The organism is Candidatus Symbiopectobacterium sp. NZEC135, from assembly GCF_025962695.1.
Genome location: NZ_JAGFPF010000012.1, coordinates 81,971 through 107,596, shown reverse-complemented (window position 1 = coordinate 107,596; position 25,626 = coordinate 81,971). Strand labels below are relative to the sequence as shown.

At 54.8% G+C, this 25,626-nt stretch carries 25 protein-coding genes; 6 read left to right on the top strand and 19 right to left on the bottom strand.

The genetic code is table 11. The annotated features are described in order from the left end of the window. The 7 genes from J5224_RS09405 to J5224_RS09375 all read right to left on the bottom strand — a co-directional run. Positions 1 to 407 (bottom strand): peptidylprolyl isomerase (locus tag J5224_RS09405; RefSeq protein WP_413544659.1); only part of this gene is annotated, 407 nt, incomplete at its 3' end. Between the two features lie 264 nt (positions 408 to 671). Further along, a complete protein-coding gene (locus J5224_RS09400; protein WP_264625124.1) occupies positions 672 to 1,448 on the bottom strand; it encodes an ABC transporter ATP-binding protein in 777 nt (258 codons plus the stop codon). A gap of 33 nt (positions 1,449 to 1,481) precedes the next feature. Then, on the bottom strand, positions 1,482 to 2,360 hold the full coding sequence (locus tag J5224_RS09395; protein ID WP_264625120.1) for an ABC transporter ATP-binding protein: 879 nt from the start codon (positions 2,358 to 2,360) through the stop codon (positions 1,482 to 1,484). Next, a complete protein-coding gene (locus J5224_RS09390; RefSeq protein WP_264625119.1) occupies positions 2,332 to 3,237 on the bottom strand; it encodes an ABC transporter permease in 906 nt (301 codons plus the stop codon). Before J5224_RS09390 ends, J5224_RS09395 begins: the two co-directional genes overlap by 29 nt. Continuing rightward, entirely contained in the window at positions 3,234 to 4,274 is a 1,041-nt protein-coding gene (locus J5224_RS09385; protein ID WP_264625118.1) for an ABC transporter permease, read from the bottom strand. The genes J5224_RS09390 and J5224_RS09385 overlap by 4 nt, the downstream gene beginning before the upstream one ends. Before the next feature lie 112 nt (positions 4,275 to 4,386). Beyond that, entirely contained in the window at positions 4,387 to 5,997 is a 1,611-nt protein-coding gene (locus J5224_RS09380) for an ABC transporter substrate-binding protein (RefSeq protein ID WP_264625117.1), read from the bottom strand. Between the two features lie 106 nt (positions 5,998 to 6,103). After that, positions 6,104 to 7,258, bottom strand: coding sequence for a mandelate racemase family protein (locus J5224_RS09375; RefSeq protein ID WP_264625116.1), 1,155 nt, complete (start codon positions 7,256 to 7,258; stop codon positions 6,104 to 6,106). Between the two features lie 725 nt (positions 7,259 to 7,983). Between J5224_RS09375 and J5224_RS09370 the strand changes: the two genes are divergently transcribed. The 5 genes from J5224_RS09370 (at position 7,984) to J5224_RS09350 (ending at position 12,673) form a co-directional block, all read left to right on the top strand. Continuing rightward, positions 7,984 to 8,700, top strand: a complete 717-nt coding sequence (locus J5224_RS09370) for an ABC transporter permease subunit (protein WP_319802427.1) — start codon at positions 7,984 to 7,986, stop codon at positions 8,698 to 8,700. After that, positions 8,700 to 9,428, top strand: a complete 729-nt coding sequence (locus J5224_RS09365; protein WP_264625114.1) for an ABC transporter permease — start codon at positions 8,700 to 8,702, stop codon at positions 9,426 to 9,428. The genes J5224_RS09370 and J5224_RS09365 overlap by 1 nt, the downstream gene beginning before the upstream one ends. Next, entirely contained in the window at positions 9,425 to 10,189 is a 765-nt protein-coding gene (locus J5224_RS09360; protein ID WP_057072961.1) for an ABC transporter ATP-binding protein, read from the top strand. Before J5224_RS09365 ends, J5224_RS09360 begins: the two co-directional genes overlap by 4 nt. Before the next feature lie 50 nt (positions 10,190 to 10,239). Further along, entirely contained in the window at positions 10,240 to 11,106 is an 867-nt protein-coding gene (locus tag J5224_RS09355) for a transporter substrate-binding domain-containing protein (protein ID WP_264625113.1), read from the top strand. A 109-nt stretch (positions 11,107 to 11,215) separates the two neighbouring features. Continuing rightward, positions 11,216 to 12,673, top strand: a complete 1,458-nt coding sequence (locus J5224_RS09350) for a M20 family metallopeptidase (RefSeq protein WP_264625112.1) — start codon at positions 11,216 to 11,218, stop codon at positions 12,671 to 12,673. Between the two features lie 85 nt (positions 12,674 to 12,758). Here the strand turns inward: J5224_RS09350 and trpS are convergent, their stop codons facing one another. The 12 genes from trpS to pilM all read right to left on the bottom strand — a co-directional run bounded on the left by trpS (position 12,759) and on the right by pilM (position 22,849). After that, complete coding sequence (trpS, locus tag J5224_RS09345; RefSeq protein WP_264625111.1) at positions 12,759 to 13,763, bottom strand: tryptophan--tRNA ligase; 1,005 nt, start codon at positions 13,761 to 13,763, stop codon at positions 12,759 to 12,761. After that, positions 13,760 to 14,464 (bottom strand): phosphoglycolate phosphatase, encoded by a 705-nt coding sequence (locus J5224_RS09340; protein WP_264625110.1) that lies wholly within the window; start codon positions 14,462 to 14,464, stop codon positions 13,760 to 13,762. Before J5224_RS09340 ends, trpS begins: the two co-directional genes overlap by 4 nt. Beyond that, positions 14,457 to 15,134, bottom strand: a complete 678-nt coding sequence (gene rpe, locus J5224_RS09335) for a ribulose-phosphate 3-epimerase (RefSeq protein WP_264625109.1) — start codon at positions 15,132 to 15,134, stop codon at positions 14,457 to 14,459. Before rpe ends, J5224_RS09340 begins: the two co-directional genes overlap by 8 nt. Before the next feature lie 54 nt (positions 15,135 to 15,188). Then, positions 15,189 to 16,013 (bottom strand): adenine-specific DNA-methyltransferase, encoded by an 825-nt coding sequence (dam, locus tag J5224_RS09330; RefSeq protein ID WP_264625108.1) that lies wholly within the window; start codon positions 16,011 to 16,013, stop codon positions 15,189 to 15,191. An 80-nt stretch (positions 16,014 to 16,093) separates the two neighbouring features. Further along, positions 16,094 to 17,095: an SPOR domain-containing protein gene (locus J5224_RS09325; protein WP_264625107.1), complete on the bottom strand. Its 1,002-nt coding sequence runs from the start codon at positions 17,093 to 17,095 to the stop codon at positions 16,094 to 16,096. A 136-nt stretch (positions 17,096 to 17,231) separates the two neighbouring features. Further along, on the bottom strand, positions 17,232 to 18,317 hold the full coding sequence (aroB, locus tag J5224_RS09320) for a 3-dehydroquinate synthase (RefSeq protein WP_264625106.1): 1,086 nt from the start codon (positions 18,315 to 18,317) through the stop codon (positions 17,232 to 17,234). Between the two features lie 48 nt (positions 18,318 to 18,365). Continuing rightward, complete coding sequence (aroK, locus tag J5224_RS09315) at positions 18,366 to 18,887, bottom strand: shikimate kinase AroK (protein ID WP_222158785.1); 522 nt, start codon at positions 18,885 to 18,887, stop codon at positions 18,366 to 18,368. Between the two features lie 337 nt (positions 18,888 to 19,224). After that, a complete protein-coding gene (gene hofQ / locus J5224_RS09310) occupies positions 19,225 to 20,463 on the bottom strand; it encodes a DNA uptake porin HofQ (protein WP_413544658.1) in 1,239 nt (412 codons plus the stop codon). 32 nt (positions 20,464 to 20,495) lie between these two features. Then, positions 20,496 to 20,873, bottom strand: a complete 378-nt coding sequence (locus J5224_RS09305) for a DUF2531 family protein (RefSeq protein ID WP_264625105.1) — start codon at positions 20,871 to 20,873, stop codon at positions 20,496 to 20,498. Then, positions 20,870 to 21,415 carry a hypothetical protein gene (locus tag J5224_RS09300; RefSeq protein ID WP_264625104.1) on the bottom strand — a complete coding sequence of 182 codons (546 nt, stop codon included), beginning with the start codon at positions 21,413 to 21,415 and terminating at the stop codon, positions 20,870 to 20,872. The genes J5224_RS09305 and J5224_RS09300 overlap by 4 nt, the downstream gene beginning before the upstream one ends. Further along, positions 21,405 to 21,998, bottom strand: coding sequence for a PilN domain-containing protein (locus J5224_RS09295; RefSeq protein WP_264625103.1), 594 nt, complete (start codon positions 21,996 to 21,998; stop codon positions 21,405 to 21,407). The genes J5224_RS09300 and J5224_RS09295 overlap by 11 nt, the downstream gene beginning before the upstream one ends. Then, entirely contained in the window at positions 21,998 to 22,849 is an 852-nt protein-coding gene (gene pilM / locus J5224_RS09290; protein ID WP_264625102.1) for a type IV pilus biogenesis protein PilM, read from the bottom strand. Before pilM ends, J5224_RS09295 begins: the two co-directional genes overlap by 1 nt. A gap of 153 nt (positions 22,850 to 23,002) precedes the next feature. Here pilM and mrcA point away from each other — a divergent pair, with 153 nt between their 5' ends. Continuing rightward, positions 23,003 to 25,552, top strand: coding sequence for a peptidoglycan glycosyltransferase/peptidoglycan DD-transpeptidase MrcA (gene mrcA / locus J5224_RS09285; protein ID WP_264625101.1), 2,550 nt, complete (start codon positions 23,003 to 23,005; stop codon positions 25,550 to 25,552). The last annotated feature ends 74 nt before the right edge of the window (positions 25,553 to 25,626 follow it).

Below are 25,626 nucleotides of genomic sequence, written 5' to 3'. Positions count from 1 at the left end.
TAGCCAAAATCGCGCTGACCGTGATCGAGGAACGCGTTATCCGCGACATTAATAAAGAACTGACTGGTCGCGCTGTCTTTTTCAGCGGTACGCGCCATGGCGATGGTGCCACGCACGTTGCGCAAACCGTTATCTGCTTCGTTTTTGATCGGCGGGTTAGTGGCTTTCTGCTTCATTTCATCCACAAAACCGCCACCCTGAACCATAAAGCCCGGGATGACGCGGTGAAAGGTGGTGCCATTGTAGAAACCACTGTTAACGTACTCGACGAAATTTTTCACTGACACCGGTGCCTTCTGGTTATCCAGCGCTAACTCGATGTTACCTTCAGACGTGGTTAGCAAAACGCGCGTGGTGGTGGCAGGGGCGGCGATCGCCGATGACACCATGACCGAGGATGAAAACATTGTCAGTGAAACCAGGGCTGCTGCCGCAACCAGAGTACGTTTGAACATGAGAATTCCTTTTTGATCGGGGGCTACAAGAAAGCGTAACGATTGTAAATACCCGCACTCCTTAACGCTACCCTTTTACTTTTTTTTACTTACGGATATGCCACAACGTTACGGCCATTAGGTATAGCATACCAGTGCAGTATCGGCGACGATCGTAAAAAAAGACGGGTAAATGACCCGTCTTGTTAGCACATCATGCGGTTTTTACCCGAACTATCACCCCATTCGCTCCGAACGCACGGCCAAATCGCGGCTGTACTGTCGGCTGGCGTCTACCAGCATTGTGGTGTAGGCCGTTTTCTCCGTCGAGCGTGTCAGTTCCGCCGTCTCCAGCGTTTCCAGAATACGGCCATACTGCATCACCGCTACGCGGTGGCATAAATGCGCAATCACCCCCAAATCGTGTGTCACCATCAGGTAGGTCAGGTTGTCCTGCTGTTGCAGTTCTGCCAACAAGTTGAGGATTTCTGCCTGCACCGACACATCCAGCGCCGAAGTGGGTTCATCCAGCAGCAGTACGCGCGGCTCGAGAATCAGCGCGCGCGCAATAGCAACGCGTTGGCGCTGCCCGCCGGAAAGTTGGTGCGGGTAGCGGCGACGGAACTGCGGCCCCAGCCCCACTTTCTCCAGCAAGGTATCAATACGCCGATCGCGCTGCTCAATGCCATGGATCAGCAACGGCTCCTCGAGTATGGTCTCAACGGTATGGCGTGGATGCAGCGATCCGTAGGGATCCTGAAACACCATCTGCACCTGACGGCAGCGCGCTCTGTCGATACGGTGCGCCAGCGGTTGACCATCGATGCACAGCTCACCCTGCCAGTGGTTGAATAACCCTGCCAGACATTTCAGCACCGTGGTTTTTCCCGAGCCCGATTCCCCCACCAAACCAAAGATTTCGCCACCGCGCACCGCCAGATTGACATCAAACAGTACCTGATTGTGCTGGTTCCCTTGACCAAAGGAGAGGTTGAGGTTTTTCACCTCGATCATTGCCGCAGTATGTTGTGTGCCCATAGTCACTCCTTATTCACTCAGCCAGGCAGGATCGCGCTGCATGACTGGCAGACGCGGGCGTGGGTGATCGATATCCGGCAACGCATTGAGCAGCCCACGTGTGTAAGGATGCTGCGCGTTATCGAGATCGCTCGCCGCGATGGATTCCACAACGCGCCCGGCGTACATCACCAACACCCTGTCGCAGAAGCTGCGCACCAGATTGATATCGTGGCTGATAAAGATCAGCCCCAATCCCCGCTCCGACACCAAATCATCCAGCATCGAAAGCACCTGCAAACGCACCGACACATCCAGCGCCGAGGTGGGTTCGTCAGCGATGACGATCTCTGGCTCAGTGATCAACATCATGGCGATCATGATGCGCTGCCCCTGACCGCCGGAGACTTCGTGCGGATAGAGTGCGTATACGCGCTCCGGCTGGCGAATACGCACCACATCCAGCATCGCCATGACTTTCTCTTTCGCCACGCGCGCTGACACTTTGTGGTGCGCCAGATAGGCCTCAGCAATCTGATCGCCAACGCATACCACCGGATTCAACGAATACTTAGGATCCTGCATGATCATGGAAATACGCTTACCGCGGATCTGGCGCATCTGTGCTTCAGAGATAGTGAGCAAGTCGGTCTGGCCGAAGCGCAACCTGTCGGCCGTCACCCGCGCGCTGCGCGGGTGCAGATGCAGCAACGCACGCCCGACCGTTGATTTACCCGAGCCGGATTCGCCGACAATCGCCAGCTTCTCACAACCGAGGTTAAAGGAGACGCCGCGCACGGCATCCGTCACTGCGCCGTGGTTCACGAAGCTCACCTTGAGGTTTTCCACCTCCAGCAGCGGCGCGCCCTGGGTTGCACCCTTATTCGGTGCGGGGATCGAGGATGTCACGTAGGCCGTCTCCGAGAAAGTTAAACGCCAGGCTGTTCATCAGAATAGCCAACCCAGGAATGGTGACTAACCACCAGCACTCCATCATGTAGCGACGACCGGCAGAGATCATGGCACCCCATTCTGGATCGGGCGGCTGAGCGCCTAATCCGAGAAAGCCAAGCCCGGCAGCCGTCAGAATGATGCCCGCCATGTTCATGGTGATACGGATAATCACCGAAGGCAGGCACAGCGGCACAATGTGATGCACCAGAATGCGCAGCGACGATGCACCTTGCAGTTTTACCGCAGAAACGAAATCGGCCTGACGCAGTGACAGCGTTTCTGCACGCGCCAGACGTGCGATAGGCGGCCAAGCGGTGAGCGTAATGGCAATCACCACATGCTCTAACCCTGGCCCCAAGGCGGCAACAAACGCCAGTGCCAGCACCAGACTGGGGAAGGAGATAAAGATATCGGTGATGCGCATTAAGATGGTATCGACGATGCCGCCGTAGTAGCCCGCCACCACGCCCAGCATCAAGCCGATGGGACCAACGGTTACCGACACCAGCGCCACGATGTACAGCGTGATGCGTGAGCCATACACCAGACGGCTATACACATCGCGCCCGAACTCATCGGTACCAAACCAATGGGCTGCCCCCGGTGCTTGCAGGGCATTTGCCAGGTCTTGTACTAAGGGATCGTGCGTTGCCAGCCAAGGGGCGAAAATGGCGATGACAATCAGCGACAGCACAATCAGCGAACCAATGGCCGTCAGTGGATTTTTCGCCAGCAGGCGCAGGAAGTTGAACAGGCGCGCGCCACGCACTCGAGTTCGCCCATTTTTGGCTTCCGGCGAGGAGCCGATTACCGGTTCAGAAGACATACTCATACGCGGGTCCTCGGATCGAAGATTTGATACAACATGTCGGAGAGCAGGTTAAGGGTGACGAAAATCAACCCCACCAGCAGTACGCAGCCCATCACCGCATTCATATCCCCCAGCAACAGGCTGCCCGTCAGATAGGAACCAAAGCCTGGCCAGGAGAACACGGTTTCAATCAGCACCGCGCCTTCCAGCAATGAGCCATACGCCAGCGCGACGACCGTCAGCAGTTGCACCAGAATATTGCGAAACGCGTGCGCCCAAACCACCCGAAACTCAGACAACCCTTTGACCCGAGCGGTGATGATGTACTCTTGCGACAGTTGTGCCAGCATAAAGCTGCGCGTCATACGGCTGATGTAGGCCAGCGAATGGAAGCCGAGAATAGTGGCCGGCAACACCAGGTGGTTCAGGGCACTGAAGAACACCGCCCACTCGCGCGCCAGCAAGGAATCCACCAGCAATAAGCCAGTGCGGTTTTCCACCATGCCATCCCACGCCATATCCACGCGCCCTGCGCCGCCGACCCAGTTGAGCCAGGCGTAAAACACCAACAGCCCCATCATGCCGACCCAGAAAATTGGCGTGGAGTAACCCGCCAGGCTGATAAAGCGCACGATATAATCCGCCAGCTTGCCGCGCCGCGCCGCCGCCATCACACCGAGCGGCACGCCCAACCCGGCACCGACGATAATCGCCATCGTCGCCAGTTCAACCGTTGCCGGGAACACACGGATAATGTCATCCACCACCGGACGACCGGTGAGCATCGCATTGCCCAAATCACCGTGCAGCAGTGAATTGAAGTAGATACCGAACTGAACATACAGCGGCTTATCCAGGCCTAGCTGCTGATAGACCTGCTGATAGGTACTTTGGTCAGCATCCTGACCGACGATCGCCAATACAGGATCGATCGGCATGACCCGACCGATAATAAAGGTCAGAATCAACAGCCCAAACAGCGTGAAGGCAACCTGTAACAGCCGCTTGGCTATGCGATAGGGTAATGCCCCCGGTTTGAGCCAATCAGAGAAAACCATGTTCTTTCTCCCCGTCCGGCATCCGCGCCGCTACCTTCAGCGCCGCTGATGCCGTGACTTACCTCGTAGGATGACGGCGTGAGGGGAAACGCCCTCACGCTTTACTCAGGCTTCAGCGTTGCTTGTGCACCAGATACAAGCGGGTGGTCGATGACGGATGTGACACAAAGTCTACAACATCTTTGCGTTGCACCACGGAATCAACCATCTGCGAGACCGGAATGATGGCCGGATACAGCGCCTCATAACGGTCCTGTATCTCGGCATAGCGCTGCTTCTGCCTGGCGGGATCTTTCTCCAGCAGCGCCTGATCGATCATCTCGTTCAATTGCGCATCGTAGAAAGAGGTTCTCCACCCTTGGAAGTTGGTGAGTTTGGCTTCGTCACTGTTATCCGGGTTATACACCACGGATCGCAGACTGGAGTGCGGATGGGGATCGACCCCGCCGCCGCCGCGCCCGACCAGCATGTCAAATTTACGATCGCGCATCGCGCCGTAAACCTGATTGCCAGTGCCGGAAATGATTTTGGCGCGAATACCGGCCTGTGCCAGCGTGGATTGCACCGCCGTCGCCAGATTGAGGAAAGGCTGATCGGACAGCACCCGCAGCGTGGTTTCAAAACCGTTCGGATAGCCCGCTTCCGCCAGCAATGCTTTCGCCTTCGGCACATCCAGTTTGTAACCGGGATTAGGCAGTGTGGCATCCATACCTGCTTGAATCGGGCGCTGGTGATAGAAACCATAGCCTGGCATCACGGTCTTGTTGATACCGTCGTAATCGATGAGGTAGCGCACCGCTTCACGCACTTTCGGCTTGGCAAATTCCTCGTTCTTCAGGCTCATGGCAACGTAATAGAGCGTGCCTTTCTTCACCTCTTCGACTTTCACATCCGGGTTCGCTTTCAGGGCGTTGATGTCTGGCACCGACATTCCGGTCGCCACATCGATATCGCCCTTTTCGATCATCAGACGCAGCGCCTGAGATTCCGTCATATGACGGAAAATCACCCGACGCATTTTGGCATCACCGCGCCAGTAACCGTCGGCACGGTTAACGCGCAGCACGTCTTTCGCCTGCCACACATCCAGCTTGAACGGACCGGAACCGGCTTCGTTGGTGGTCAACCAGCCGTTACCCCAGTCACCGTTTTTCTCATGCTTCATGACGGTTTTGCTATCCAACACCGATCCGCTGCCGAGCGTGGCAAGGGAATAGATAACCAGCTTGGGATCGTTCGGTTTGGGCAGTTCTATCTCTACCGTTTTGTCATCTTTGGCGCGGATCAGTTTTTCGACATTCTCTGCCGTAAAACCGTAGGATTTCCAGGTGGTAGCCTGCGCCATGTTAAGGGTCAACAACCGTTTCATCGACCAGGCAAAATCATGGGCAGTGACCGGGTTGCCGGAGTGGAATTTGGCGTTATCCACCAAATGGAAGGTGATCAGGTTGTTGTCTGGGCTGATCTCCCAGCTTTTCGCCAGCGAAGGCAGCACGCGGCTGAGGTTTTCAGGATCGAGCTCGACCAGCGAGTCGTAAAGGTTGACGATAATGCCGACCACCTCGTTGCCGGTCATCGCGGCGGGATCGAGGGACAGCATGTTGTTCATGTTCATCCCGACGATCAGTTGATCGTCGGGCGTTTTTGCAGACAACAAGGCCGGTGTTGCGGCCATACAGAAACAGCTCAGTAGCAGGGTACGGATTATTGCTCGTGCTTTCATTTAGCTTCTCCAGGTGTGAAGAATGGAAGACGATACTGTTATTTTGTAAGGGCTCTTTCTTTCAGTACTGCTTTGTTATTACTGCTATTTATTATTATTACTGCGATTATTCTTTACTCAGCGTATGCTCCTCGATCCAATCAAAGTTAATGTCTTCACCCAGGCCCGGACGCTGCGGCAAGTGAACAAAGCCGTCGTCATCCATCGGGTCGATGATGCTGTTGAGGTAAGCAGCAGGTTCTTCATAGTCCATAAAGGGATGCAGCAGACCGCGTTCATACCAACGGCAGTTTTTGATAGCCCCCACCACGTTCAGGTTCGGCGCGCCGTTACCGTGGATTTCACAATCCATACCAAAGGCTTCTGCCAACGCAGCGACCTTCATGGTCGGAGAAAGGCCACCTACGCCCTGCACGCCCGCGCGCAGAATGTCACAGGCTCCCTCTTTCACCCAATCGGCACGGCTGAAGTATTTACCTGACAGGCTTTCCGGCCCGATGACGTCGATATCCAGGCTCTTGGTCAGCCAGCTGTAGGACGCCATGCTCTGCTCTTCCATCGGCTCTTCAAACCAGGTGAAGTTCAGCTTTTGCAATTCACGGCCAATGTAAAGCGCGTCGCTGCGGCTGTACCAGTGGTAGCCATCCAGCATCAGGCAGACATCCGGGCCTACCGCTTCACGCACAGCAGCACAGGCTTTCACGTCCATCTGCGGGCTGGGTGCGAAAGACACCGGCGGCATCCAGGTGTGCAGCTTGATCGCCTTATAGCCGCGCGCCACCAGTTTCTCGGCAAACTGGCCGTACTCTTCCGGCGTCGAAAGGCCGCCTTCCAGCTCATCACCACACATGGTGCTGCCGTAAGCAGGCACTTTGTCACGGAAACCGCCCAGCAGTTTATGCACCGGCATATTCAGGAAGCGACCTTGCAGATCCCACAGTGCAGATTCCACGATAGAGATGGCGCGATCGGTCAGTTGGTTGGCGCTGCCGCGCTGCCAATGCACCAGATCTTGCCACAGCCGTTCTCTGTCAAACGGGTTTTGCCCAATCAACACCTTGCGAAAGAACGCGTTGATAATATGGGGACGAACCACTTCGGGTGGTGCAAATGCATAGCCCTGATGTCCATCGTCGGTGGTCAACGTCAAGAGAGCCATCTTGGCCTGATTTTCTTCTCCTGGATGCGAATGCCCCGCACTGTCGGACACGCGACGAGTGGGATACGTAAAAACGGTGACATCAATGGATTCTATTTTCACGCGAATACCTACCTTGAAATTCAATAACATAGAAAAAACAACGTTCAGGCCGACGGCGAGCGACAAACCCGATTTGTACTATCGCCCCTCAGCCAGTGCGACTGAGACCGCGATCACAAAAGAAATGATGTATTAATTAAATAAAAATATCGTTTTATTATTTGTAATTATTGGTGTTACAACTTGGTGAGTCATTAGGCAATTTCTTTCAAATGCAGAAAATTCGGCGTAAATATTTGTGCAAACGCCCATAAACCTGTGAACAACATCACCAACGGTTGGGATTACCCGCACAATACGCGAGGATAATGCCGTTACTTTTGGTGTGCTGCACAATCGCCGTTAACCTCAGTTTGACGATCATCGTCGAGGCGGTAAGCCTGCGCAGAAGGGTGACCAGGTAACAGACAGCACGAACACCGCACCAAAATCACACAAAGCACCAATTAGGTGCAACGTAATGCACCATATTGGTGCTGACATGGCGTTTTCAGCGGCTACCTGCCCCTAAAGTGTGAGTCGTCACCAAAACAATAAAATGAAATACTGATTAATAAGCAATTTATATGCATAATTAATCGTTTCAACAATAATAAAAACGTGGCCTGAATATTGCTTTGATTACCACGTTCTCTGCTTAATGCAAGGGAGCCCGGTCAAGGGTCACCCGCAGCGTTCAGGCCGCGCGCGGAGCAATGCCTGCAAAAAGAAAATTGGAGTAATACGTGGAACAAATGACATTTTGGCAACTCATCAGTTTCGGTGAGAATGGCTGGGGAAGATTGCTGCTGATGGGGACCGGAATGACCCTGGCATTGGCAGTAGGCGGTTTTTTATTAGGCGCACTCATCGGCACCCTCGGTGCCTGGTCAAAAATAGCGGGCAATCGGCCACTTCGCTTTGTGGCGGAATGCTACACCACCGTGACACGCGGCATTCCCGATCTGCTGATTATTTTCCTGCTCTACTTTGGCGGTAGCTCTGCACTGACGCTGCTGGCAAGCCTGTTTGGTCACAACGGTTTTATCGGTTTTCCCGGTTATATCGCCGGGGTCATTGCCGTCGGCATCTCCTCAGGGGCACAGCAAACTGAAGTGTTTCGCGGCGCATTCTACGCCGTAGCCAAAGGCGAGATAGAAGCCGCTAAAGCCTGCGGCATGCCGACCCTGCTGCGTCTGCGCCGCATTATTATTCCGCTGCTGCTGCGCCATGCCATTCCCGCGCTCGGCAACGTCTGGCAACTGGTGCTGAAAGCCTCGGCGCTGGTGTCGGTAACCGGCGTGGCAGAACTGTTGACCCAGTCACAAACGGGGGCAGGCTCTACTGGCAAACCGTTTGATTTCTACATGGCTGCCGCCATGATTTATCTGCTGATTTCAATTTTTTCCGGCTGGCTGATGCGCCGCGCGGAGGCACACTATTCGCGGGGTGTTAGACGGTAATGGACGCTACTTTTTTCTACGAAACCTTCCTGGAAATTATTCCCGGCGTACCGCTTACGCTCCAACTCGCGGTGGGATCGGTGCTGCTCGGTTTCTTTTTAGCCTTGGCGCTGGCCGCGATGCAGCTTTCTGGCAACCGACTGCTGCAATCAGTCGCACGTCTTTATGTGTTGTTCTTCCGTGGCACACCGCTACTGGTGCAACTGTTCCTTATCTACTACGGTTTAGGGCAATTCAGTTGGGTGCGAGAAAGCATCCTGTGGCCGATACTGCGTGAGCCTTACTGGTGTGCGCTGCTGTCGTTGACGCTGTGCACCGGCGCTTACGCCAGCGAAATCATTCGCGGTGGTTTGCTCTCGGTGCCCGCCGGGCAGATCGAAGCGGCACGCGCTTGTGGTATGCCATCCTGGAAAATATTCACCCGCATCGTGTTTCCGCTCGCCATTCGCCAGGCACTACCGGCCTACGGCAACGAATTGATCTCCATGATCAAATCCACCTCGCTTGCCTCCATCATCACGCTGATGGAAATCACTGGCATCGCGGCACGCTTGATTGCGGAAACCTACCGCGCGCTGGAAGTGTTTTTGGTCGCGGGTGCCATTTATCTGCTGATCAATCTGGTGCTCACCCGCCTGCTGGCTTTTGTTGAACACCGTATGACGCCGTATCTGCGCACACCGCAGTCGCTGGCTGAAGTTAAGAATATGAAAGGAAACCCATCATGAGTACCGCCGCTATCAGCCTGCGCAACATTCACAAGCGTTTCGGCTCACTGGAAGTCCTGAAAGGGATCTCATTTGAAGCCAGTCAGGGCGAGGTCGTCTCGATTCTGGGTTCTTCCGGCTCGGGTAAATCAACCCTGCTGCGCTGTACCAACCTGCTTGAAATCCCCGATCAGGGCGAGATTATTGTGGGCGGCGAAACCATCGCGATGAAAGTGAATCGCCAAGGGCAAAACCGTCCGGCTAGCCCGAAGCAGATCGACCGTATTCGTACCCAACTCGGTATGGTGTTTCAAAACTTCAATCTGTGGTCGCACAAAACGGTACTGGAAAACGTGATTGAAGCGCCGATCCACGTACTAAAACGCGCCCCGCAGGACGCCAAAGAACATGCAGAGCAGCTGCTTGAGAAGGTTGGGCTGGCGGATAAACGTCATTACTACCCTTCCCACCTTTCCGGCGGTCAGCAACAGCGTGCCGCGATTGCACGTGCGCTGGCGATGTCACCCAAAGTGATGCTGTTTGATGAACCCACATCAGCGCTGGACCCGGAATTGGTCGGAGAGGTATTACGCGTGATGCGCCAGTTGGCTGATGAAGGCATGACCATGCTGGTCGTCACCCATGAAATGGACTTTGCGCGCGAAGTCTCTAACCGTGTGGTGTTCCTGCATCAGGGAGAGATCGAGGAACAAGGCACACCGGAACAGATGTTTACTGCCAGCCAGTCGGCCCGCTTCCGCCAGTTTATTGCCAGTTGGTAACAGAACGCTACGATTAAGAACACAACAGACAACCACCAGGAGACACCTCAATGATAAAAACCAAACTCGCTGCCGCCGCCTATGCACTTTGTCTGGCTGGCGCACTCTCTACGTCATTCAATGCTGCGGCAGAAGCCGGTAAAACCTGGAGCACCGTGCGCATCGCCACTGAAGGTGCTTACCACCCGTACAACTTCACCAAGCCAGACGGCACGCTGGATGGCATGGAAATTGAACTGTACAAAGTGCTGTGCGACAACATGAAGGTAAAATGCGAAATCATGGTGCAGCCCTTTGCCAGCAGCATTCCGGCGCTGAACGCCGGTAAGTTTGATGCCATCATCTCCGGCATGTCTGCCACGCCGAAGCGCCGTGAAGTGATCGATTTCAGCCAGCCCTACACGCAGGCGGGCCAAACCTTTGCCGTACTGAAATCCAGCCCGCTGGCGTCGCTGCCGGATCTGGGTACCCGTTTCTCTCTCAATGAGAAAGATGAAGCCACTGCCATCGCTGAAGTGGAAAAATTGCGCCCGCTGCTGAAAGGCAAAACCATTGGCGTACAGTCTGCCTCAATCGCCAGCACGCTGTTGGATAAATACTTCAAAGGCATGATGACCGTACGCGAATACAAAACCATGCAAGAGCACGATCTGGATCTGAAGGCTGGTCGCGTCGATCTGGTTATCGGCTCAGCGCCTTACATGAAAAATACCGCTGACAAATCAAACGGCGAAATCGTGATGGCTGGCCCACAGTTTATCGGCGGCATTTTGGGCAGCGGCTCATCCATCGGCCTGCGTAAAAGCGATCCTGAGCTGAAAGCCATGTTTGATAAAGCCATCGACCAGGCTAAAGCAGACGGCACCATCAAGAAGCTGAGTGAAAAATGGTTCGGCATGGACACCACCCCGCTCTGATCGCCTTCTCGCGAACCTAATGTGAACCACGAACGTGGCGTCTGATTGACGCCACGTCTTCTTTATTTCCCACCGCATTCACGGTCATCACCGCAGGAGCCCCTGATTCATGACGTTGCCATTAGAACAACACACCTTGCCCGCCATAGACACAAACACCGTTAACGCCCTGCGCGCACTGATTGCCGCGAAAAATCCACAGTTCACCGCGCTCAGCGACAGCATCTGGGATGTACCGGAACTCAACTATGAAGAAGTCCGTTCCGCTGCACTGCATGAAGCCGTACTCAAGCAGGAAGGCTTTCGCCTGACAACCGGCATCGCCGGAATGCCAACTGCCTTGCTGGGTGAATTTGGTTCCGGTAAACCGGTGATTGCCTTACTGGGTGAATATGACGCGCTGCCGGGTCTGAGCCAGCAAGCGGGCGTGGCTGAGCCTTGCCCTATCGATGCAGGTGGTAACGGACACGGCTGCGGCCACAACTTGCTAGGCACCGCTGCATTGCAGGCCGCCACCGCGGTAAAAGATTACCTGCAACAGCACCAGCTGCCCGGCACTGTGCGCTTCTACGGTTGTCCGGCAGAAGAGGGGGGCTCCTCCAAAGGCTTTATGGTCAAAGAGGGCGTGTTTGACGATGTGGATATTGCTATCTGCTGGCACCCGGCCACCTTTACCGGCGTTAACAGCCCAGATTCTCTGGCCTGCAACGAACTGAACTTTTATTTCAAAGGCCGCGCGTCGCACGCCGCCAGCAGCCCACATCTGGGACGCAGTGCGCTCGATGCCGTAGAGCTGATGAACGTTGGCGTCAACTATATGCGTGAACACATGCCGTCTTCCGCGCGCGTACACTATGCCATCACTGACAGCGGCGGCCATGCGCCGAACGTGGTTCAGGCCAACGCAACGGTGCGCTATCTGGTGCGGGCGCGTCAGCTCCCCGAACTCCACCAGTTGGTGAAACGCGTGAAAAAAATCGCACAAGGCGCGGCGCTGATGACCGAAACAGAAGTGAGTTGGGAGGTGATCAGCGGCGATGCCAACTTGCTGGGTAACGCACCGTTGGAACAGCGCATGCATCAACATCTGCTGGCGCTTGGCTCCATCCCGTTCGATGATGCGGACCGCGCTTTTGCCGCCAAATTCCAAACCGCCATGAGCGCAGAAGATATTGCCAACTCCTACGCGCGTTTTGGCGTAAAACCTAAAGCTGGCGAATCGTTGCATGACGGTATCTACCCGCTGTACAGCCCGGACGACAGCTTTATCGGCTCTACCGACGTCGGCACGGTAAGTTGGGTCGTTCCAACCGTACAAATTCGTGCTGCTACCTACGCCATCGGCACCCCTGCCCATTCCTGGCAGTTGGTGGCGCAGGGCAAAGCGCCTGCGGCGCACAAAGGCACCGCCTATGCGGCCGAAGCCATGGCGTCATTAACCGTAGATTTGTTACAGAACCCGGCGCTGGTGGCACAAGCGAAAGCAGAACTGGCCGAGAAACTGAGCGTTACACCGTTTGAGAACCCGATCCCCGACGGCGTGGTTCCGCCAATTCCGCAGGGATGAAGTCATCGATATAACGCATCGATGTAAATAATTGATAGGCCATTATCTGGCGGTGCGCGCCGCCAGATAATTAGCAAGAGACAGATTAGGGATGAGCGACGAAACCTACCGCGTCGTACACTTTTTTCAGCGTTGCAGTCGCTTTAAGGCGCGCTTTTTCAGCACCGTCGCGCATCACCTGCTGCAAGAACGCTTCATCGTTGCGGAAATGATGATAGCGCGCCTGCAACTCAGTCAGCATGCCGGAAACGGCCTCAGCAACCGCGCCCTTCAAGTGACCATACATCTGGCCTTCAAAGGCTTTTTCCAGTTCAGGAATCGGTTTACCCGTCACCCCCGCCAGGATATCCAGCAGGTTGGATACCCCCGCCTTGTTGGCAATGTCATAACGCACCACTGGCGGCTCATCGGAATCCGTCACCGCACGTTTGATTTTTTTCACGACCGCTTTCGGATCTTCCAGCAGTCCAATCACGTTATTGCGGTTGTCATCCGACTTGGACATTTTTTTGGTGGGGTCCAGCAGCGACATCACACGCGCGCCGGATTTAGGAATAAACGGCTCAGGCACTTTAAAAACGTCACCGTAGAGCGCGTTAAAACGCTGAGCCACATCGCGGCTCAATTCCAGATGCTGTTTCTGATCTTCACCCACCGGCACCTGGTTGGTTTGATACAGCAGAATATCGGCCGCCATCAGCACCGGATAGTCAAACAAACCGGCAGTGATGTTGTCGGAATAGCGCGCCGATTTATCCTTGAACTGCGTCATACGGCTCAGTTCACCAAAGTAGGAATAGCAATTTAGCACCCAGCTCAGTTGCGTGTGCTCCGGCACATGAGACTGAACGAAGATGGTGCTTTTCTGCGGATCAATACCGCAGGCCAGATAGAGCGCCAGCGTATCCAGCGTTGCTTTACGCAACTGCTGGGGATCCTGACGCACGGTGATGGCGTGCAGGTCAACGATGCAGTATATGCAATCGTAATCATCCTGCATGTTCACCCACTGACGTAATGCACCCATGTAGTTACCAATGGTAAGTTCACCGGACGGCTGTGCGCCGCTAAAAACAATGGGCTTATTCATGCTGACGCTTCCTGATTTTTTGACGTAAGTGGCCCCAGCAGGGGCAAAAGTTGTGAGAAGCGCTCAAGCACCACGTCAGGTTGACTCAGCGCAATGGCTTCTCCGTAGTTATAGCCATAAGTCATGCCCACGTTCGGACAACCTGCGGCCTGTGCCGCCTGAATATCGTTGCGCGAATCGCCGACAAACAACAATTCGGATGCCAGTAACCCCTGCTGTGCCAATACCAGATAGAGCGGTGCAGGATGCGGCTTTTTCATTTTGACATCATCGCCGCCGACAATCAGGCTAAACAACCCGGCAATACCCAGCGTCTCCAGCAGCGGTGCGACAAAAGGCGTCGGCTTATTGGTGACCAGCGCCAATGGGTAGCCCCAGTCAGCCAGTTGGGTCAGCGTGGCGTGCACATCGGGAAACAGCGTACTGCCGCTGTCCACCGTTTGCGCATAGTAGCGATCAAACAGTTCGCGCGCCGTACGGGTATCTTGCGCCGTAGGCGTCATTCCCGCCCAGTGCAACGCCCGCTCCACCAGCACATCAGCACCGTTGCCAATCCAGGTAGCGACACGCGCTTTACCCGCCGCAGGGAGATTCAGCGCTTGCAGCGCCATATCAACGGCATCTGCCAAACCTGGCGCGCTGTCGACCAGCGTGCCATCCAGATCGAAAGCCAACCCGCGAACCATACTGATGTCAGCCATGAGATACCTTACTCAATTCACTGCGCATGTTATCAATGACAGCGCGATAATCGGGGTGACCGAAAATAGCAGAGCCTGCCACGAACATATCGGCACCGGCTTGCGCAATCTGTGCAATGTTGTCGACTTTTACACCGCCATCCACTTCCAGCCGAATATCATAGCCGCTCTCATCGATACGTTGGCGCACCTGACGCAGCTTATCTAACGTGCCGGGAATAAAAGATTGCCCGCCAAAGCCAGGGTTGACCGACATCAACAGAATGATATCCAGCTTATCCATTACGTAATCAAGGCAACTGAGCGGCGTCGCTGGGTTCAGCACCAGCCCGGCTTTGCAGCCATGATCCTTGATCAGTTGCAGCGAGCGATCGACATGCTCGGAAGCTTCCGGATGGAAGGTGATAAAGCTGGCGCCAGCTTCGGCGAAATCGGGAATAATACGGTCTACCGGTTTCACCATCAGGTGAACATCGATAGGGGCGGTAATGCCATAGTTGCGCAATGCTTTAAGCACCAGCGGCCCGATAGTCAGGTTGGGAACATAGTGGTTATCCATGACATCGAAGTGAACCACATCAGCTCCAGCTGCCAGCACACTGGCGGTGTCCTCCCCTAACCGGGCAAAGTCGGCCGATAAGATGGACGGAGCGATCAAGAAAGGCTTCATTCGTATCTCCAAACAGTTTGTAGGATAACCAGCGCGATGCGCGCGCATCGGGTATTAACGCAGTGGCGCACCATAGAGCGCCAACAGCTCATTAACCTTGCTCCGCCCCATGATATTGCGACTGATGGTGCGTCTCGCCCTCACCACATACAGCGCCGCATCCTGATACCACGCTCGCGTCAACTCGGTATCATGGTTGGATATCAGCACGGGAATGGCACTCTCCACCGACAACCGATACGCCAGCGTCGCCAGGCTCTGTTGATCGATGTTGTTGAAATTATTCGTGTGATACGCCGTAAAATTCGCCGTTGCGGAAAGCGGCGCATAAGGCGGATCGCAATAGACCACGGCACCTTGCGTTGCCTTGAGCAACGTCTGCTGATAATGCTCACACACAAACGTGGCATTGCGCGCTTTGAGGGCGAACCAGCGTAGCTCTTCTTCGGGGAAATACGGTTTTTTGTAACGGCCAAAGGGCACGTTGAATTCACCCCGCATGTTATAGCGGCACAATCCGTTATAACAGTGGCGATTCAGATACAAAAACAGTACCGCACGACGATAGGGCACCGCACAAAGATTGAACTCATCACGCAGCAGATAAAATATTTCCGCCACGTTGTACTCATCGGTGAACAGTTCGCGCGCGTCACGAATAAAATCGTCGGTTTGCGTTTTAACGATATCGTAGAGATTGATGAGGTCACTGTTAATATCCGCCAGGATGTAACGGTCGTATTCCGTATTCAAAAATACCGAACCGGCACCGACAAACGGCTCAATCAAACAGTCTCCTTCAGGTAGATAGCGGCGAATCTCTTCTACCAGCGGATACTTCCCACCAGCCCATTTTAAAAAAGCGCGGTTCTTCTTCATGCCGTCGTTAGTTACTCATTACATTTCAGAGCCGCGGATTGTACTCTGTGTCAGACAGCACATCAGGGCTAAAATTGGTGTTACTTATTCAAGTCCTGCTTCACCTGACGGATCGGCTTAACCCATGGTTTTTGTGCCTGCACGGCCGCAGGAAGCGATGACGCCGCCTGTTTCGCTTGTGCAGACGTCGCGTAAACACCGTTCACCAATACATACCAGGGTTTACCGTCTCGCTTGGTTTCATAAACCCAGGCGTTGGGTAGATTGTGCTGTGTGGCGTAAGCTTTCAGCGTATCTGAACGTGATGCACTGCTCAATTGCAGTGTGAAATGGCTGGCGGGCGCATTCTGAATCGATCCCCCCTGCCCTGAAACCGTCGCCTTGTCCCCAGAGGATGTCGGCTTGCCTGATGTCATCGGCACTTTTTGCGCTGGCGTTAGGGTTGATTTGCTCTGTGCGGCCTTATCCTGAACGTTTTTAGCATGTGCAGCCTTATCCTGCCCCGTCTTCTCTGAGACGTGCGGCGGGTTTTTCGCTGAAGGAGCCACAGTAGCAGGCGCAATCGGCAAAGTGGTTACCGGCGAGGATCCCGACGTAGCGCCTTGAGAGAAGGCGTTAACCTTTTCTTGCTGCGTCGACAGCGCATCCGTCATGTTCCCCGGCAGTTCAACACGCTGCTGCCCGGCAGGCGGAGGCGTGACTTGCGCTTGTGTCGGTGAATTTGCGACCGGCGGCGCATTCAAGGTTTGCGGCTGCCCTGGCGCGGTAGCGTTTACTGATGCAGCATCCCCTTGGGCGGGAGCCCCCTGCGCCATCGAGGAGGAAGAAGATAAATCGATACTCTTCTCACTGTTACCTGATGCTGCCGTTGGCGCGCCTTCCGCCGGTTTAGACGGCGATTGCAAGGCGGAACCTACGCCGATGATCAACAACACCAGCACGACTATCCCGATGCCAATCATCAAATGTTGACGAGAGAGCGCTAACTGCGGCGCAGAAAGACGGGAACTGCGTTGCTGACGTTGTGGCCGTCGATCGCTGGTATCCGGTTTTAACGCATCTTCTGGTTTAAATTCGTCCATTTAAACCCCTCCAACTATAAAAAACACATACCCGCTGCGCGGTAAGCAAAGCGAATTGTTGAATTATAAGACATTATCTTCTATTAACCATAAACCATCAGCGTGAATATGTCTGCAAATACCCGAAAAACTGTATTCACGCCCGGCAATCAGCGATCGACGCCAACACAATATCGTGTGATACGCCGCCACGCACTTCCGAGCGCCCAATCGCAGTAGGTAAAACCAGGCGTAACTCACCCGCCTGTACCTTTTTATCACGCATCATATGGGGAAGATAAGATTCTGGTGACATCGCATCCGGGCCCTGAATCGGCAACCCTGCACGTTCCAGCAACGCACGAATACGATCGATGTCCGACGCGCTGAACTGGCCTAACCTTTTCGCCGCATAGGCGGCCATCATCATGCCCGCTGCCACCGCTTCACCGTGTAACCAGTTGCCATACCCCATTTCAGCTTCGATAGCATGACCATAAGTATGACCCAGATTGAGCAGAGCACGCATCCCGCTTTCGCGTTCATCCGCAGCCACCACCTCGGCTTTCAGTTCACAGCAACGTCGAATACAGTAAGAGAGCGCCGCAGGCTCCAGCGCGCGCACAGCATCAAGATTATTCTCCAACCAAACGAAGAACTCGCCATCAAGAATAATCCCATATTTGATCACCTCGGCCAGGCCAGAGGAAAATTCCCGGGCCGGTAAGGTGCGAAGACAATCCAAATCGATAACCACAGAAGCGGGCTGATAGAACGCGCCAATCATGTTTTTACCGAGCGGATGATTGACCGCCGTTTTCCCGCCCACAGAAGAGTCAACCTGCGAGAGCAGCGTTGTGGGTACTTGAATAAAGCGTACGCCACGCTGATAGCTGGCGGCAGCAAAGCCCGCCAGATCGCCAATCACCCCACCGCCCAGAGCAACGATCGTCGTGTCTCGTCCATGGGGTTTTTGCAACAATGCGGTGAAGACGTCGTTCAATACCGTTAGCGATTTATACTGCTCGCCGTCTGGCAATATCACGTGGTCGACTTTCACACCAGCCTGTTCCAGCACATGGCTCACCGCCTCAAGATAGAGCGGCGCCAGCGTCTGGTTGGTCACCAACATCACCTGTTCGCCCGCGGTCAGCGGCATAAAAGAAGCCGGGTCAGCAAACAACCCAGCGGCTATCGTAATGGGATAGCTGCGTTCCCCTAATGTTACGGTAATTCTTTCCATGCGCGTGGTTCACCCGCTTGGCCCCGGATCTCAGGGCGATGTTGTTACTCAGTTGCCATCCAACATACTGATAATCTGGTTGGCAACCACCTTGGCGCTCTGCTCATCCGTGCGAATGGTGACATCAGCAATTTCTTCATACAGCGGGTTACGCTCTCTTGCTAATGCTTCCAACACTTCGCGCGGCGGATCCTCTACCTGAAGCAAAGGACGCTTTTTGTCACGTTGCGTGCGCGCCAACTGTTTTTCAATGGTGGTTTCCAAATAGACCACAACACCGCGCGCAGACAGGCGATTGCGCGTCTCGCGTGATTTTACTGAGCCACCTCCGGTAGCCAGTACGATACCCTGTTTTTCGGTCAATTCGTTGATGACTTTTTCTTCGCGTTCGCGAAAACCTTCTTCGCCTTCGAGATCAAAAACCCAGCCCACATCAGCCCCGGTGCGTCGCTCAATTTCTTGATCGGAGTCGAAAAACTCCATATTGAGTTGCTGAGCTAACTGACGGCCAATAGTGCTTTTGCCGGCACCCATAGGCCCAACCAGAAAGATATTGCGTTTCTCTGCCATGTTTTTTTGATGTTACTAAGACTATTCGTTAATGATAACCCGCCCCGCCAATCAACCCAGCGGCGGGACCTAAACTGAAACCTCATGAGCGATAGTTCGAGAATCAGACAGAAAATTATCTCAATACTCTGGGGCATTTGGCAACCGAATAAAATGTCTCGCCCTGCGCCAAACAGCAAAAAGCGTATTAATTAGGCATCTTCCGGTAAGATAATTCCGCTTCGACAGACTGCAGCGCTCAATGGGCTAACCTTGTATGCTAAATCCAGCGCAGCGTCAAACTGAGAAAGCGGAAACGGGTAAAACGTGGATCGCCGAGCACACCGTTATACGTCTCTCACGACGAGGCGGTGACCAATGTTGGAGTGATAAAAATCACCAGTTCACGCCGCTTACGCTCAGTTCTTTCATGTTGAAACAGTGAACCCAGCAGCGGTACATCCCCCAGCAGCGGCACTTTTCGCTCCCCTCGATTTTTTTGTTGTTGAAAAATCCCACCCAACACAATCGTCTCACCATCAGACACCGTAACCTGGGTTTGAATTTCTTGTTTATCGATCGCGAGTGTTTCGCCATTGTCACTCTGTTTAATCACCCGCCCTGGCATGTTTTGGCTGATTTTCAGGGTGAGCGTAATTTTGCCCTCACGCAGCACCGTAGGTGTCACTTCCATCCCCAATACGGCTTCTTTGAACTGGATGGCGGTCGCACCGCTGGCACCGCTGGATACCTGATAGGGAATTTCCGTGCCCTGCTTGATGCTGGCCATCTGCTTATGTGCAGTAAAAAGGCGCGGGCTGGCGATGATTTCAACTTGGTTCTCATGCTCAAGCGCTGACAATTCTAAATCGAGCAGTCGGCCATTCAAGCGCGCCAGAGTAAACCCAATGCTGCCCGCTGGCGATTCCACTGGCAGATTGACGTTAAAGTCATTCAGGCGCAGTGTTCGACCCGCTTGCGTTGACTCGCCCATGCCCCAACTCACCCCCAACTCACGTAAACTTTCGCTGCTGATGGTGACAATGTGTGCGGCTAATTGCACTTGAGCAACAGGCCTATCCAGCGTGTCAATCCACGCCTGTAACGATTGCACTATCGCGGGAGTATCGCGCACCAAGAGGGCATTGGTGCGCGTATCAGCACTCACGCTACCCTGTTCCGATAACAGCGTACTGCGCTGTGCCAGCACGCTGGCGGCAACCTCTTGCGCATCGGCATATTGCAGGGTGAAAAAATGGTTTTCCAATGCGGTTTGGCGTACATCGACTGCACGAGAGGACACCAGCAACACATTGCCCCTGCGTTCAATCGACAGCGCGCCCTGAAGCGCAACAATGTCTAACGCCTGCTGCCAGGGAACGTGGTTCAAACGCAGACTCATAACTCCGTTAACCTCCGGCGCAACCACCACGTTCAACCGCTGGTGTTCAGCAAGCGCCTGGACGATTTTCTGCACGGGTGCATCGTCAAACGCTAATGAAATGGTCAGCATCGGCGCCTTGGCAAATACAGTATGCCCCCCCAGCAACGCACACAGTAATACCCCCACCGTTCTCAGCTTCCCTGGCCTTTTCATCTGGCTTTCCTCCTTGTGCAGCGCAGCAAAACTCAGCGTATCGCGCCATTGTGCGGTGACCGTGCAACGGGCAGCGTTCGTACCCAGTGGCGTGTTTGTCCTGTTGCATCCACCACCGACTTTTCCACCTGAACACCGTGCTCGTCGATGGCACTAACCGTCCACCCAGTGGATGCCAGCACATCGCCCACGTTTACCATGAGCCAACGCGCGCCTGGCGTAGAAAGCCAGCCAGACCACCCTGAGGTATCCCCAATCACACCTTCCAGTCGCCATTGTGCAATGTCATCCCCACCGACTGCGTGCCCGGTGGCAGGCTGAAAGGGATTGCGCTCTGCGCATGCGATATCGCTCAGTGCTACTGGTGAACACAGCGTCAGCGCCAGCATCCAGACATACGTCACTTTCACCGTTGCGCTTCCTCCCCCATATCAGGAACGGCAAGTTGCATTTCCAGGTGCAACACCTCGTGTTGCGCATCAATGGAGAGTGAGTGAATATGCAGCGGCTGCATGGACGCAGTAATGTGCTGAATGAGCGTCAACACACCCAAAAAGTCAGTGCTTACTATCACTTTCCACGGTTGTAGAGTGGGGGTGTTCGGAGGCTGTAATGTTATTAACGCAGCATTCGACGCAGAGAGCGGCAGCAGCAGACGCTCTGTCAGCGTCACCGCCGCGTGATGAACCGGTTTATCCGGCAAGGTATCCCACTGTTGTTGCAATGTCGCTAGCGCCGGGAAATCACCCAGACGCCGAACCAGCGCAGTATTAGCCTCGTTTGCGTGCAAAAGATGCTGCCGCAAGTGCTCCACGGCGGCACGCTCCGGTTGCAACACCGTGTAATACCCCAACGCGGCGAGCATCCCCATCACCAGGCTTTGCACCGACCACTGCACCCATCGTGAGGTTGCCATAAACCTCAGCCACAGGGAGCGCACACTACTCATCATGAGACACATCCTGCAAAGAAACCTGCCCAACGAGCCAATCCGCCTGAAGGTGAAACGTCAATACCGGCACGTCACCCTCGGGTGAGGCCATTATTTCCTGCCGTGTTTGCATCAAACGCATTGATGTCAGCGCCGTTTCAGTTTCGAGTCGGGAACTAAAGTGCACGATGTCGGCATAATCATGGCTTCTACCCGTCAGATGGGCCTTGCCATCCTGCACGGTGATGGCAGTAAGCCACAGCCCCTCAGGCACACACTGCGCTAGCTGCTTTAACAGCTGTTCATAACCCCGGTTATGTGCCCGGGTTTTATTGTCTGCCTGCTGCTGCACGTGCCACTGTTGTAGGGCGACCATCAGCCGCTGTACCTCACGCAGTTGTGCGCTGTCAGCGAGGTGCTTTTGTTGCAACGTGCGCTGCATTTCCGCCATCGCGCCACGTTGTTGGTCAAGCCGTCCACGGCACACAGCCAGCGCGATCAACAAGCCCCCCAAAAAAAACAGCAGCCGCAGCCACCAACGACGAGTATCTCGTACCCAGCGGCGTTGACGCCATGGCAACAGATTGACGCGAAAGGTATGCATTAATCGTCTGCCCGCAGAGCCAAACCGCCCGCCACCACAAACTGGGACGGATTAAGCGGCAACGGTGGATAGGCTTGATGCAAAATGTCAAACGGCGACCACGATGCCAGCGGGTGCACAGAGCGTGCAATGTCCTCGCCGCATTCACCACTGTAATACGTGATTTCACCGCGCTTACCAGGGTAGTGATTGCTCACACAGGAAACGATATCGCCACTCGTTGTCACCACGTCTTGCGAGAGCACACCAAACGACAGCGGCTGGGATAGCGGCGACACCCACAGCCAGTGTTCGGTATCAAGACGGTGCAACAACAGGGAATCGGAAGCCACCCCCGCCAGTTGAGCCATGGTGCGCAACGCACAAGGCACAATATCCAGCACATCCGGCGTTAGTCCGGCACGATGCAGGCAGTGTTGCCATTGCGCCACCTCTTCACGTTTGGCTGCGGTGATCAGTAAGGAACCCGGTGACTGGGGCTCACTGCGATAGTCAAGTACCAGCGATTCGCGGCCAATGGGAAACTGGCGCGCCGCCTGATGATCAATATACCAGCCGCGTTCAGGCTCCCTCAGACGGCTGTCGGGGGCAGCCATAAGCTGCTGCAACACACGCTGGGCAGGAAAACCAACGCGCAGCGATATTCGGCGCGGTAGCACCCGCCGCCATTTCGTCAGGACATCGCACAATGCGTCGGAATGCTGTAAACTCCCCTCCCTTAATGTGTCCGCAGGCAGTGGGATTTGCCACCACTGACGCAGTTGCCAGCCATGGCGGCGGCGCTGTACGGCCAGGGCACGCAGACATCCGTTTTGTATATCTAATCCGACCTGCCAATGGTGATAAGCCATGTTCAATGCGACCTCTCCCTCGTCGTTGAGAAGAGCACGCGTTGCTGAAAACGTGTGCTGAATAAAAGAACGTATCCACAGTGCAGGCTTACCTTTATACTAGCGGGCAATTGTTTAGAAACTGTCCACACGCTACTGAATGGAAAATTCCCGGTGAAGTTCGTAAAGTATTTATTCATCCTTGCAGTGACTTGCATTCTGCTTGGAGCCGCATCGATATATGGGCTATATCGTTATATCGAGCCTCAGTTGCCCGATGTAGCAACGTTGAAAGATGTCCGTTTACAAACGCCGATGCAGGTGCTCAGCGCCGACGGTGAGCTGATTGCCCAGTTCGGCGAGAAGCGCCGCATTCCGCTGAAGTTGGGCCAGGTTCCGCCTGAAATGGTCCACGCGTTTATCGCCACTGAAGACAGCCGCTTTTACGAGCATCACGGTGTCGATCCGGTAGGGATTGTGCGCGCCGCCACCATTGCGTTAACCTCCGGGCACGCATCGCAAGGGGCGAGTACCATCACGCAGCAGTTGGCGCGTAACTTCTTTTTGAGCCCGGAACGCACATTGATCCGTAAGATCAAAGAAGTGTTCCTGGCGATCCGCATTGAGCAGTTGCTGACCAAAGACGAGATCCTGGAGCTTTATCTCAACAAGATTTATCTCGGGTATCGCGCCTACGGGGTGGGTGCTGCTGCGCACGTCTACTTTGGTCGCTCAGTTGAACAACTGACGCTGAGCCAAATGGCGACCATCGCCGGTTTACCTAAAGCACCGTCCACCTTTAACCCGCTCTACTCCTACGATCGCGCCGTGGCACGTCGCAATGTGGTGCTGGCCCGTATGCGCGATGAAAATTACATCACGCAGGCCCAGTACGATCAGGCGCGTAATGAGAAGCTGGTGGCCGACTACCACGCACCGGAAATTGCGTTCTCCGCATCGTATCTGGCCGAAATGGTGCGTCAGGAGATGGTGAAACGCTACGGCGAAGATGCCTATAACGATGGCTACAAGGTCTACACCACCATCACCAAGAAACGTCAGCTCGCCGCCGAAGAGGCGCTGCGCAATAACGTCATGGCCTATGATATGCGCCATGGCTATCGCGGCCCGGAAAAAGTGCTGTGGAAAGTGGGTGAAAGCGCTTGGGACCAAACGCGCATTATCAATGAACTGAAAAACACGCCTAACTACGGTCCGCTAAACCCCGCGGTTATTACCCAAAGCGATGCCGACAAAGCCACTGCCTTGCTGGCCGATGGCAGCAGCGTTGTGCTGCCGCTGTCCGGCATGAAATGGGCACGTCCGTTTAAATCCGACGTACTGCAAGGGGCGATGCCGCGCCGCGTCACCGATGTGGTGCAAACCGGCCAGCAGGTGTGGGTGCGTAAGGTGGGCAACGACTGGTGGCTGGGACAAGCGCCGGACGTCAACTCTGCGCTGGTGTCCATGAACCCGACCAACGGTGCCATTGAAGCGCTGGTGGGCGGCTTTGATTTCAATCAGAGCAAGTTCAACCGCGCCACGCAAGCGCTGCGTCAGATTGGTTCCAATATCAAACCGTTCCTCTACACCGCCGCCATGGATAAAGGGCTGACGCTGGCAACCATCCTTAACGACGTACCGATCACCCGTTGGGATGCGGGCGCAGGCTCAGATTGGAGTCCGAAGAACTCTCCGGCGACCTACGACGGTCCTATTCGTTTACGTCAAGGGCTGGGGCAGTCTAAAAACGTGGTGATGGTGCGTGCGATGCGCGCCATGGGCGTTGATTATGCGGCTGATTACCTACAGCGTTTCGGTTTCCCGCAGCAAAACATTGTGCGTACCGAATCGCTGGCACTGGGAGCAGCCTCCTTCACGCCGCTCCAGGTGGTCAGAGGCTATGCCGTGATGGCTAACGGGGGTTATCTGGTTGACCCTTACTTCATTTCCCGTATCGAGAATGACGCGGGTAACACGCTGTTCAACGCAACGCCGAAAACCGTGTGCGACACCTGCAATCTGCCGCTGGTTTATGGTGAAACACCGCGCTCAGCCGTACTTTCAACGGACAGCATGGAGAACGTCGCCACTTCGCAAGAGCAGCAGGGCACGGTGCCTCAACCACAGATTGATGCCATCACGCCAACCGAAGCGCAGGTAAGTACGCTGCCGTATGCGCCACATGTCATCAGTACACCGTTGTCGTTTCTGATGAAGAGTGCGCTCAACAGTAACGTCTTTGGCGAACCCGGCTGGATGGGAACGGGCTGGCGTGCTGGTAAAGATTTGCAGCGCCATGACATCGGCGGCAAAACCGGCACCACCAACAGCTCCAAAGATGCCTGGTTCTCCGGCTACGGCCCCAACCTTGTCACCTCGGTGTGGATTGGCTTTGATGATCATCGCCGCGATCTGGGCCGCAGCACGGTGTCTGGTGCGATTAAAGATCAGATATCAGGTTATGAGGGAGGGGCAAAGAGCGCCCAACCTGCGTGGGATGACTACATGAAAGTCGCCCTGCAAGGCGTGGCAGAGCAACCGCTGACACCACCGCCGGGCGTCGTTACCGTCACCATCGATCGCTACACCGGTAAACTTTCCAGCGGCGGCAGCAACAGTCGTGCGGAATATTTTATCGATGGCACGCAGCCTACGGAGTTTGAAGTCCACGAGGCAGGCACCACCCTGATGGAAAACGGTCAGAGCGAAGAGCTGTTTTAACGCTTCGCCACGGACGAGCACCTCCCGGTCATTCCCGCGCAGGCGGGAATGGCTTACACACCAAACGGATTATT

What these genes read in the sequence shown, in the direction of transcription:
- J5224_RS09365 (WP_264625114.1), top strand. Translation starts at nt 8,700, where the DNA reads ATGGACGCTACTTTTTTCTACGAAACCTTCCTGGAAATTATTCCCGGC.
- J5224_RS09385 (WP_264625118.1), bottom strand. Translation starts at nt 4,274, where the DNA reads ATGGTTTTCTCTGATTGGCTCAAACCGGGGGCATTACCCTATCGCATA.
- J5224_RS09350 (WP_264625112.1), top strand. Translation starts at nt 11,216, where the DNA reads ATGACGTTGCCATTAGAACAACACACCTTGCCCGCCATAGACACAAAC.
- J5224_RS09295 (WP_264625103.1), bottom strand. Translation starts at nt 21,998, where the DNA reads ATGCATACCTTTCGCGTCAATCTGTTGCCATGGCGTCAACGCCGCTGG.
- trpS (WP_264625111.1), bottom strand. Translation starts at nt 13,763, where the DNA reads ATGAATAAGCCCATTGTTTTTAGCGGCGCACAGCCGTCCGGTGAACTT.
- J5224_RS09355 (WP_264625113.1), top strand. Translation starts at nt 10,240, where the DNA reads ATGATAAAAACCAAACTCGCTGCCGCCGCCTATGCACTTTGTCTGGCT.
- J5224_RS09325 (WP_264625107.1), bottom strand. Translation starts at nt 17,095, where the DNA reads ATGGACGAATTTAAACCAGAAGATGCGTTAAAACCGGATACCAGCGAT.
- J5224_RS09360 (WP_057072961.1), top strand. Translation starts at nt 9,425, where the DNA reads ATGAGTACCGCCGCTATCAGCCTGCGCAACATTCACAAGCGTTTCGGC.
- J5224_RS09340 (WP_264625110.1), bottom strand. Translation starts at nt 14,464, where the DNA reads ATGGCTGACATCAGTATGGTTCGCGGGTTGGCTTTCGATCTGGATGGC.
- dam (WP_264625108.1), bottom strand. Translation starts at nt 16,013, where the DNA reads ATGAAGAAGAACCGCGCTTTTTTAAAATGGGCTGGTGGGAAGTATCCG.
- J5224_RS09300 (WP_264625104.1), bottom strand. Translation starts at nt 21,415, where the DNA reads ATGATGAGTAGTGTGCGCTCCCTGTGGCTGAGGTTTATGGCAACCTCA.
- rpe (WP_264625109.1), bottom strand. Translation starts at nt 15,134, where the DNA reads ATGAAGCCTTTCTTGATCGCTCCGTCCATCTTATCGGCCGACTTTGCC.
- J5224_RS09390 (WP_264625119.1), bottom strand. Translation starts at nt 3,237, where the DNA reads ATGAGTATGTCTTCTGAACCGGTAATCGGCTCCTCGCCGGAAGCCAAA.
- J5224_RS09380 (WP_264625117.1), bottom strand. Translation starts at nt 5,997, where the DNA reads ATGAAAGCACGAGCAATAATCCGTACCCTGCTACTGAGCTGTTTCTGT.
- J5224_RS09400 (WP_264625124.1), bottom strand. Translation starts at nt 1,448, where the DNA reads ATGATCGAGGTGAAAAACCTCAACCTCTCCTTTGGTCAAGGGAACCAG.
- aroK (WP_222158785.1), bottom strand. Translation starts at nt 18,887, where the DNA reads ATGGCAGAGAAACGCAATATCTTTCTGGTTGGGCCTATGGGTGCCGGC.
- hofQ (WP_413544658.1), bottom strand. Translation starts at nt 20,463, where the DNA reads ATGAAAAGGCCAGGGAAGCTGAGAACGGTGGGGGTATTACTGTGTGCG.
- pilM (WP_264625102.1), bottom strand. Translation starts at nt 22,849, where the DNA reads ATGGCTTATCACCATTGGCAGGTCGGATTAGATATACAAAACGGATGT.
- aroB (WP_264625106.1), bottom strand. Translation starts at nt 18,317, where the DNA reads ATGGAAAGAATTACCGTAACATTAGGGGAACGCAGCTATCCCATTACG.